The sequence below is a fragment of the Nonomuraea cypriaca genome (assembly GCF_015645445.1).
Classification (GTDB): Bacteria; Actinomycetota; Actinomycetes; order Streptosporangiales; family Streptosporangiaceae; genus Nonomuraea; species Nonomuraea cypriaca.
On record NZ_JADOGI010000335.1, the window covers coordinates 1 to 9,150 of the forward strand.

The 9,150-nt window shown below is 71.2% G+C and carries 6 protein-coding genes and 1 pseudogene; all 7 read left to right on the forward strand.

What is annotated here, in order from left to right; translation table 11 throughout:
* Positions 1-1,105 (forward strand): MinD/ParA family ATP-binding protein (locus ITP53_RS51360; RefSeq protein WP_207757609.1); only part of this gene is annotated, 1,105 nt, incomplete at its 5' end.
* Positions 1,106-1,152: 47 nt separating this feature from the next.
* Positions 1,153-3,630, forward strand: coding sequence for an ATP-binding protein (locus ITP53_RS51365; protein ID WP_195902786.1), 2,478 nt, complete (start codon positions 1,153-1,155; stop codon positions 3,628-3,630).
* Positions 3,627-5,900, forward strand: coding sequence for a type IV secretion system protein (locus ITP53_RS51370; RefSeq protein ID WP_195902787.1), 2,274 nt, complete (start codon positions 3,627-3,629; stop codon positions 5,898-5,900). Before ITP53_RS51365 ends, ITP53_RS51370 begins: the two co-directional genes overlap by 4 nt.
* A 2-nt stretch (positions 5,901-5,902) precedes the next feature.
* A complete protein-coding gene (locus tag ITP53_RS51375; RefSeq protein ID WP_195902788.1) occupies positions 5,903-6,535 on the forward strand; it encodes a hypothetical protein in 633 nt (210 codons plus the stop codon).
* Complete coding sequence (locus ITP53_RS51380; RefSeq protein ID WP_195902789.1) at positions 6,532-7,626, forward strand: C40 family peptidase; 1,095 nt, start codon at positions 6,532-6,534, stop codon at positions 7,624-7,626. Before ITP53_RS51375 ends, ITP53_RS51380 begins: the two co-directional genes overlap by 4 nt.
* Before the next feature lie 13 nt (positions 7,627-7,639).
* Complete coding sequence (locus tag ITP53_RS51385; RefSeq protein ID WP_195902790.1) at positions 7,640-8,035, forward strand: (deoxy)nucleoside triphosphate pyrophosphohydrolase; 396 nt, start codon at positions 7,640-7,642, stop codon at positions 8,033-8,035.
* Between the two features lie 76 nt (positions 8,036-8,111).
* Positions 8,112-9,150: pseudogene (locus tag ITP53_RS51390) on the forward strand (hypothetical protein); the annotation flags it as partial.

Consider the following 9,150-nt stretch of genomic DNA (forward strand, 5'->3'; position numbering starts at 1 on the left):
GGAGTCGTTGGCTGAACCTGGAACGGCGGGTGAAGGGGCGCCGGCCGCTGCTGGGGAGCGGGCGCCGGTGGTGGGGCGGGTGCGGGCGGTCGGTGGGTCCGGTGATCAGGTACGGGCGCCGGTGGCGGGGCCGAGGCCCGGTGAAGGGCGCGTGCGGCGGGTCGAGTCCGTGGTCGGCAGGGATTCCGGCGGATGGCGCAGGATCGCGCAGGTAGTCGTAGGCACGGGTGGGGTGCGGACCGACGGGTCCGAGATCGACGAGGCCAGGGCCAGGGCCGTGTTCGGCGGGAGCCGGAGGATCGTGGTGCTGGGCTGCACCGGCGGCGCCGGTCAGAGCACCACGGCGCTCATGCTGGGTCACACCCTCGCCAGATTCCGCGACGACAGGGTCGTGGCCATCGACGCCAACACCGGTGGCAGCACTCTGACCAGCATGATCCAGCCGGAGACCCCCGAGACCCTCACCTCGCTGCTGTCCGGTCTTGACCGGGTGAGCGGCTATCTCACCATGCGTGGATACACGACGAGGACGGCCTCGGGGCTGGAAGTGATCGGCGCGGACACGGACGCGGGCGCCGAACAGCGGCTCGCGGACCGGTCGTTCTACTCCGACCACCGGCTGGGTGCCTCCATGCGCCTGCTGGACCGCCACTACAAGCTGGCCGTCATCGACCCCGCCGCCGCGCTGGCGGCCCGGGTCCTGCCGTACGCCGACCAGCTCGTCCTGGTGGTCCCCGCGAGCGAGGAGGCGTCAGAGGCGGTGGCGATGACGTACGAGTGGCTCGACGGGCACGGCTGCGCGGAGCTGCGCAGGCGTGCGGTGATGGTCGTCAACGGCGTGAGCAGGCGTTCGATGGCCGACGTCGAGCAGGCGGAGTCGGTGGCCAGCGGCAGGTGCCGGGCCATCGTCAGGGTCCCCTGGGAGGACGACCTGGCGCCCGGCGGGGCGGAGATCGTCGATCCCGGGCAGTTGCGCGCGGCCGGGCGGCGGGCCTACCTCGCCCTCGCCGGTGTCGTGGTCGCGGGCTTCGCGGCACAGACCGTACGACCGAGCGAAGAGGAGTTGGCGAGTGACCCCCCGGGCACGAGAATCGGTGAGCGATAAGTGAACAAGCGAGCAGGTCTGGCCCGTTCATGCGCCGAGGGGGCGGCATGAGCAGGGCGGCACGAGCGCACCAGCGTCTCGCGGTCCGCTATTTCGACGACCGCATCCTGCTCACGGACACCTGCGCATGGGCGTACTTCCGCCTCCCGACGGTCAGCTACGAGTTCGTCACGCCTGAGGAGCGCGAGGCGCTGGCCACCAACATCACGATCGCCCTGGCCGCGATCAGGATGCCGGACGCCGAGGTCCACCTGCGGGTCGCGCACCGCACCTATCCCGCCGCGGAGTGGGCCATGGCGCTCAACGCCACGTCGGACGAGGGGCCAGGCTGGCGCGACTATCTGGAGGAGATCTACCGGCACGTCTGGGCCAAGGACTTCTGGTCCAAGGAGGTCTACCTGGGCGTCCGGCTCGGGCCGCGCGGCAAGCAGCTCGGCAGCGGCGTGCTCTCCCAGCTGTTCGGCTTCTACCAGAAGACGGAGAAGGCGCTCGGCATGGACGACGACCACGTACCCGACAGTGAGATCGGGCGGTGGACCGAGCAGGCGGAACGCCTCGGCCGGGCGCTCGCGTCGAGCGCGCTCTACGCCCGTCACGCCACCTCGGTCGAGGTGGCGTGGTTGTTCCAGCACGCGGCCGCGGGCGCGCTCGGGGACCCGCCGCCCTCGGCCAGCCCCAAGCGGCGCTGGGGCAAGGGCGAGATCGAGTCGCTGGTCGAGGGCGAGATCCACAACGGCAGGTCGCTGCTGCGGATCGTGCAGCCGCAGGGCGACTCGTACGTCGCGCACCTGTCGTTCGCCCGTTTCCCCGACCTCATGCCGTTCCCCGACGGCGAGCCGTGGATGCACTTCGCCGACCAGTTGCCGTTCCCTGTCGAGGTGTCGTCGCGGATGCGGCTGATCCCGGCGGTCAAGGCTTCGAAGGACGTGGCGCGCAAGCTCGCGCACGCCCGCGACATGGACAACCACATCCGCGAGGCCGGCGCGGAGGCACCGCTGGCGCTGGCCGAGCAGATCGACGCGGCCCGCATGCTGGAGCACGGCATCACGAAGGAACGACTGCCCTTCGTGTACGGCTGGCACCGCCTGATCGTGTCGGCCCCCACCGAGGAGATCTGCGCCCAGCGGGTCGAGGCGGTCATGGAGCACTACCGCGACATGGGCATCGACGTGGTCAACTCGACCGGCGACCAGTTCTCGCTGTTCTGCGAGGCGCTGCCGGGCGAGAAGGTACGCATCAACGCCTACGCCCAGCGCCAGCCGCTGCGTACGATCGCGGGCGGCATGGCCACCGCCACCGTCGACCTCGGCGACCGGCTCGGCGAGGGCAGCGAGGGCTGGCTCGGCCCCTACATCGGCGAGACCGTCGGCCGGGCCCGCAGCATCGTGCACTTCGACCCGCTCGTGGCGGCCACCCGCAACCGGCCCACCGCCATCGCGATCACCGGCGAGCCCGGCGGCGGCAAGACCACGCTCGCGCTGCTGATGATCTACCAGATGGCGCTCAGGGGCGTGACGGTCGCGGTGATCGACCCGAAGGGCGACGCCGAGTCCCTCGTACGACTGCTGGAGGAGCGCGGGCGCAAGGCCAGGATCATCCCGCTGGGCTCGGCGGCCCCTGGGCTGCTCGACCCGTTCTCGTTCGGCGACGACATCGCGGCGAAGAAGACCATGGCCACCGAGACGCTGCGACTGCTGCTGCCCCGCATGTCGGAGGAGCGCGAGTCCGCGATGATCCAGGCGGTCGCCGCGGTGTCCAACGGCCCCGACCCGTCGCTCGGCAAGGTCGTCGACTTCCTGGAGCAGGCCGAGGACCCGGCGTCGAAGAACCTGGGTGCGGTGCTGCGATCCATGTCCGAGATGCACCTGGCCAGGCTCTGCTTCGACGCCTCCGGCGGCGACCAGATCGACACCGAGGGGTGGACGACGGTGTTCACGCTGGGCGGCCTCACGCTGCCCGACGTGGCGACGACCAGGGACGACTACTCCTACGAGCAGCGGCTGTCGGTGGCGCTGCTCTACCTGGTCTCGCAGTTCGCGCGCAGGCTGATGAACGGCCTCGACCGGCGCGCCCCCAAGGCGATCTTCCTGGACGAGGCGTGGGCCATCACCTCCACGCCGGAGGGCGCCAAGCTGGTGCCCGAGGTCAGCCGGATGGGCCGCTCCCGCAACACCGCTCTCGTCCTGGTCTCGCAGAACGCGGGCGACCTGCTGAACGAGCAGGTCACCAACTGTCTCTCGTCCGTCTTCGCGTTCAGGTCCACCGAACGGGTGGAGGTGGACCACGTGATGTCCCTGCTCGGGGTGGAGCCGTCGGAAGAGCACAAGGCGGTGCTGCGCTCGCTCGGCAACGGCGAATGCGTATTCCGCGATCTGGATGGCAGGGCCGGCCGGATCGGAGTAGATCTGGTCTCCGAGGAGCTGCTCCGCTGGCTCGACACGAATCCGACACACGACAAACCCGACCGCACCAGGCATGATGATCATCAAGGGGGCGTGGGCAGAGCGCAGGAGGTACGGTCATGAAGATCCGGCTATCCCGACGACTCGTGCTGGCTCTCGCACTGGTCACCGCCGTGCTCGTGGTGCCGCTCGTGGTGGGCGGCCTTTCGACGCCGGTGGCGGCGGCCCCCTGCGACCTGTCGCCCCCGCTCTCGCCCGAGATGGTCGGCGGCGGCACCGATGGCATGATCCAGCCACCGGCCCCCGAGGGCGGTCCGCAGGCACCGACCACCAACTACGGCCAGTTCGGGATGAGCGGCCAGTTCTGGCACACTCACGAGCTCGGCTGCTCCGACTACGTCGCCGTGCTCGGCAACATGTGGGCCAACGGCATCTTCACCGCGGCCAAGGCCGTCGACCGGCTGACGATCACCACGTACCAGGCCGCGGCGACGGAAGGACCGCTCCAGGCGATCAAGGACGTCGTCGACGACATCGTCCAGAACCTCGCCGACGCCATGTACTGGCAGTTCCTCCAGCCGATCGTGATCATCGCCGCGATCTGGCTGGCCTGGTACGGGCTGATCCGCAAGCGGGCCACCACGACCGCCGAGGGCGTGATCTGGATGGTGCTCGCGGTCACCGTGGCGGTCTGGTTCTTCAGCCGTCCCGGTGACTTCACCGGGCTGGGCAAGGTCGTCACCGACAAGACCGGCGAGGTCGTCAACTCCGCCTTCTCCGGCCTGCCCGGCGCCGGCGGTGCCTCCTGCCTGCCGCCTCCCGGCGAGGACGCCCCGCAGGTCAAGGCGGGTGGCTACGGCCAGAACGGCACGCCGGGCGTCGACCAGAACGCCGACGCGCTCTGGTCCACGCTGGTCTGCAAGCCGTGGCTGGTCGGCATGTTCGGCACCGCCGACCCGCAACAGCCAATCGTGCGCGACTTCGGCCGCAAGATGCTGGAGATCCAGTCCATCCCACCGGCCGTGCCCGGCCAACCGGCCCCGGACTACGGGGCCCGCCAGTCGGAGTACGCCGCGCTGGCCGACAAGCTCAGGAACGACCCCCGCTACGCCATCTTCTCCGGCCGCGACTGGTCCAACAGGCTAGGCGTGGCCGTCGGGGCGTTGATCGCCGCCGTCGTGGCCGGGCTGCTCATCTTCCTGGTGGCGGTCTCGTTGCTGGTGCTGAAGGTGGGCTTCCTGCTGTTGCTGATCATGGGGCCGATCTTCCTGCTGATCGGCGTACATCCGGGCAGCGGGCGGATCGTCGCCATGAGATGGGTGGAGATGCTCATCGGCACGCTGCTCAGACAGGCCGTGCTGACGATCGTGCTGAGCGTCCTCGTGTACGGGTATGCGCTGATCATCTCCACCGCCATGCCCTGGGGCCTGCAGGTGCTCTTCATGGCGCTGCTGACGATCGCGGTCTTCTTCTACCGGCGGCCGTTCCAGCATCTGTTCGCCTCGATGAGCGGCCACACGGTCACCACGCGCATGCTCGGCGAGGCGGCGAGTTCGCCCGTGCTCGAACGGTCCGCGGGCGTGTTGCCGCCGGTCGCCTCGGCCAGGATCGGCCGCTGGGGCCTGCGTAAGGCCGAGCCCCTCATCAGGGCGGCCGGTGCGGCCAACCCGGCGGGCGCGGCCGCGGTCGGGGCCGCCGGGCAGGCGCGCGTACGCGCTGAGGAGGGCGAGGGCGTGCACTCAGGCACCAGGATCCCGGCCACGGCGGCGCCGCTCGACACCGACCAGGCGGGCGGCAAGGCGGCGGGCAGGCAGCCGCTCGAGCCGCGCAGGGGCACCGCGCCGCCGCTCAACCTGGGCGGCACGCCCACGCCCACCCGCACCCGTGGGCCCGGCGGCCCGCAGGCGGCGAGCGCGCCCGGCGCCGGTCCACGTCCCGCGGGCGCGCCGAGCTCCAACGGCAGTTCCGGCGGGGGCTCCGGTGGCTGGTTCGGCGGGCGGTCCGGCGGCGGCTGGGCGTCGCGGGGCGGGTCTTCAGGTGGGACGCGCGGCTCCAGGTTCGCCGGGTCGGGTGGCTCCAGGACCGGCGGCACGCGTTCGCGCGGCACCGGCGGGCTGTTCGGCGGTGGCGGTGGCGGCTCGGGTGGCGGGCTGTTCGGCGGCAACGGGTCGAGATCGGGCGGGTCGCGGCCGGGCGGCGGCGGCTCCAGGCCCAGCGGGTCACGGGGCGGCGGCACCTCCTCAGGACCCCGGATCTTCGGCTCGGACGAGCCGGCCCCCCGCAGGTCGGACGCGCCACCGCTCTGGCTGCGCAGCAGCGGCAACGGCGGCTCCGGGGGTGACGACCCCTCAGTGCCGTTCTGGCTCAAGCCGAACAACCCGGACAAGGACTGAACATGGCGCAGCCAGGTGACAGGCGCGGGATGGCCTTCGCCGCCATCGTCGTGGTCATCGCCGCGGTCGGCATCTACCTCACGATGTGGCCCGACCCCGAGGACCCGGCCACGCCCGGGCCGGCGACGACCTCGGCGGGCTCGGGCAACCCGCCCGCCGCGTCGAGCACGCCGCTGGCCACCGCCAGCGCGGCGCCGTTCGACGTCTACTCCTACCTGCCGATGACCAAGGAGCAACTCGCCGCGGCGGCGGATCTCGCCGAGCGGTTCACCGCCGCGTACGGCACGTTCAGGTACGACGAGGATCCGGCGGCCTACGCCGCCCGGATGAAGGCGTACACGACGGCCGAGCTCGGCAACGACCTGACCAGGAGCATCACCTCGGCGGCCACCGTCGAGCAGAACCGCAACGACCAGATCGTCTCCACGGCCACGGCCAGGCTGAAGGAGATCAGGCAGGTCGACAGGACCTCCATCGTCTTCGTCGTCGCAGGAACGCGGCAGGTCGACGCGAAGAGCGGCGACAAGCAGCTCACCGAGGAGTACGCGGTCACGGTGAGCCAGCTCGGCGCCGACTGGCGGATCTTCGACATCCGGCCGGCGACCGTGGGCCAGGACGGGGACCCCCTCGAGTGAACATCTCCAAGACCCGCCTCGCCCTGCTCATCGGCCTGGCCGGTGGCCTGCTCCTGACGCTCGTCATCGTGTCGCCGATGCTGCTGATCTCGATGCCGTCCTTCCTCAGCGACGGCCGTACGTCCGTCGACTGCGAGGACACCGCGCAGGTCGAGGAGGTGTCGGACTCGGGCGCCGCCGACATTCCCGGCTCGTACCTGGACCTGTACAAGGAGCACGGCGAGCAGATCGGCGTGCAGTGGAACATCCTGGCCGCCGTGGGCAAGCGCGAGACCAACCACGGCCGCTCCGACCTGCCCGGCGTCAAGAGCGGCACCAACTCGGCGGGCGCGGCCGGGCCGATGCAGTTCCTGATCTCCACGTGGGGCGGCAAGGCCAGGATCCCGATGTCGTCGACGTTCAACGGGTACGCCTCCGACGGTGACGGTGACGGCGTGGGCGACGTCTACAACCCCGCCGACGCCATCCTCGGCGCCGCGAAGATGCTCAAGCGCAACGGCGCTCCCGAGAACGTCCGGCAGGCGCTGTTCGTCTACAACCGCGCCTGGTGGTACGTCGACCAGGTCGTGGAGATCGCCAGGAAGTACGCCAAGTCGGGCGACGTCCAGGTGCCGCCGCAGGCCGAGGAGGAGTGCGACGACTCGCTGGTGGAGGCCGCGCCCAGCGACATCGTGGCGAAGATCCTGCAGTACGCGCTGGCGCAGCGCGGCAAGCCTTACCTGTGGGGAGGGACGGGTCCGGACTCGTTCGACTGCTCGGGGGTCATCTTCGCCGCCTATCGTGCGGCCGGACTGTCGATCCCGCGCACGACGTTCGGGCAGTGGCCGTTCGGAGTGAAGATCTTAGAGGGCCAGGAGCAGCCGGGTGACCTGGTCTTCTTCAACGCGGGACCGGGCACCTCGCCCGGCAACCCTGGGCACGTCGGCCTGGTCGTGTCCAAGGGCGAGATGCTGGAGGCCAGATGTACGCTGTGCGGGCCGATCAAGGTCACGAGCTACGAGGGCCGCGACAGCCGCGTCGGCTTCACCCGGCCCCTGCAGAACCCCGACGTTCTCGACCAACTCAAAAGGCTGGACAATTCCTCCCTATGAGGAATCTCGACGCATGAGCACGATCTTGGTCGTGGCCGCGGTGATCGTCGCCCCCGGCGGGCGGGTGCTGGCCGCGCAGCGCGCGGAGCCCGCCGCGCTGGCCGGCGGGTGGGAGTTCCCCGGCGGGAAGGTGGATCCCGGCGAGGACGAGGTCGCGGCGTTGATCCGCGAGTGCCGCGAGGAACTCGGCGTGGAGGTCGCCGTGGGCGAGCGGGTGGGTGACGAGTGGCCGCTCTCCGCGGGGTACGCGCTGCGCGTCTGGTTGTGCTCCCTGGCCTCGGGCGTACCGGAGGCCAGAGAGCACCTCGCGCTGCGGTGGCTGGGGCCCGGCGAGTACTACGACGTCGCGTGGCTCGAGGCCGATCTGCCGATCATGAAGACCGTGGAGAATCTGCTCCCGCGGGATTGAGTCCTGCCTCTCTGTGACACAATGGTTACTAGGCGTGATTTGTCGCTGACGATTCGTCACAGGGGGAGTGCGAGTTATGCGGCGTGGCTGGGTCATTGCCGGGGTCCTGATCTTGGCGGCGGTGCCGTCCGTGCCGGTGGCCGCTGTCGGCGTGTCCCTGGTGATCGAGCAGGTGAAAGGGTCGGAGGGGGCCGGCAAGTGGTTGCGGACGGGGGACGTCCAGCGGTTCAGGGTGCGGCTGAGCGGGATGGCCAAGGGGGTCAAGGTCGCCGTGGCCGCCAATCCGGTGGAGGCGCTGTCTGGGGTCGCCTGCGTACCCCGTCCCACCCGTGTCGGCGTTGCCCCCCTGCCGGCCGCTGACGGCCCTTCCTCGGGCACGTCCGGCGGGATGGGGTCCGGTTCGGGTATCGGGTCTGGTCAGGGTGCGCCTGGTGTCGGGGAATCTGCTGCGGGTGTGGCTGCTGAGGGCGGGCCTGGGGAGTGGGTGCGGAGTGCTGAGGCGCCGGCTGGGGGCGGGGTGGTCGCGGCCGGCGCCTTGGCCGCGCGGGCGATGGCCGTCGCCAGTGGCAGTGCCTTCGCCGGTGGCGCCGCTCTCGCGAGCAAGGCCGTGCCCGGGGCGCGGGTGTGCGCGCTGGGGAGGCTCTCCGGTTCGCGGGCCGTGGACGTGACGCTGACCGCGCCTGTGGGGGCCGACGAGGTGGCGCTCGCGACGGTGGCCAGGATGCGGGCCGCCTCGGGGGGCACGCTGACGACTCTGAGCAGGACCGCCGCCATGCGCGTGGGGCGAACCGCCACGGGTGAGGCGGCGACGTCCCCCAGTCCGGTCGTACGCGAGCGGCGGACGTGGCAGCTGATCGACAAGATCGGCCGCCGCCCCGTCACCGGGACCACCGGCCGGCCGACCGGCCCCGACCACCGACCCCCCACGACCGGCACCACTCCGGGCCGCACACCCCACACCGCCCCGGACACTCATGCGTCGGACACTCATGCGTCGGACGGCCGCGCGTCGGGAAGGGCGGAGTCGGATGGTGTCGCGTCGGGTGGCTGGGTGCGCCGGGGAGACGCGGCGGACGGTCGAGTGTCGCCTGGCGCAGAGTCGGGTGGCCGGGCGT

Excerpts from the sequence above, each read along its gene's own strand:
- ITP53_RS51385 (WP_195902790.1), top strand. The coding sequence starts at position 7,640 with ATGAGCACGATCTTGGTCGTGGCCGCGGTGATCGTCGCCCCCGGCGGG.
- ITP53_RS51370 (WP_195902787.1), top strand. The coding sequence starts at position 3,627 with ATGAAGATCCGGCTATCCCGACGACTCGTGCTGGCTCTCGCACTGGTC.
- ITP53_RS51365 (WP_195902786.1), top strand. The coding sequence starts at position 1,153 with ATGAGCAGGGCGGCACGAGCGCACCAGCGTCTCGCGGTCCGCTATTTC.
- ITP53_RS51375 (WP_195902788.1), top strand. The coding sequence starts at position 5,903 with ATGGCGCAGCCAGGTGACAGGCGCGGGATGGCCTTCGCCGCCATCGTC.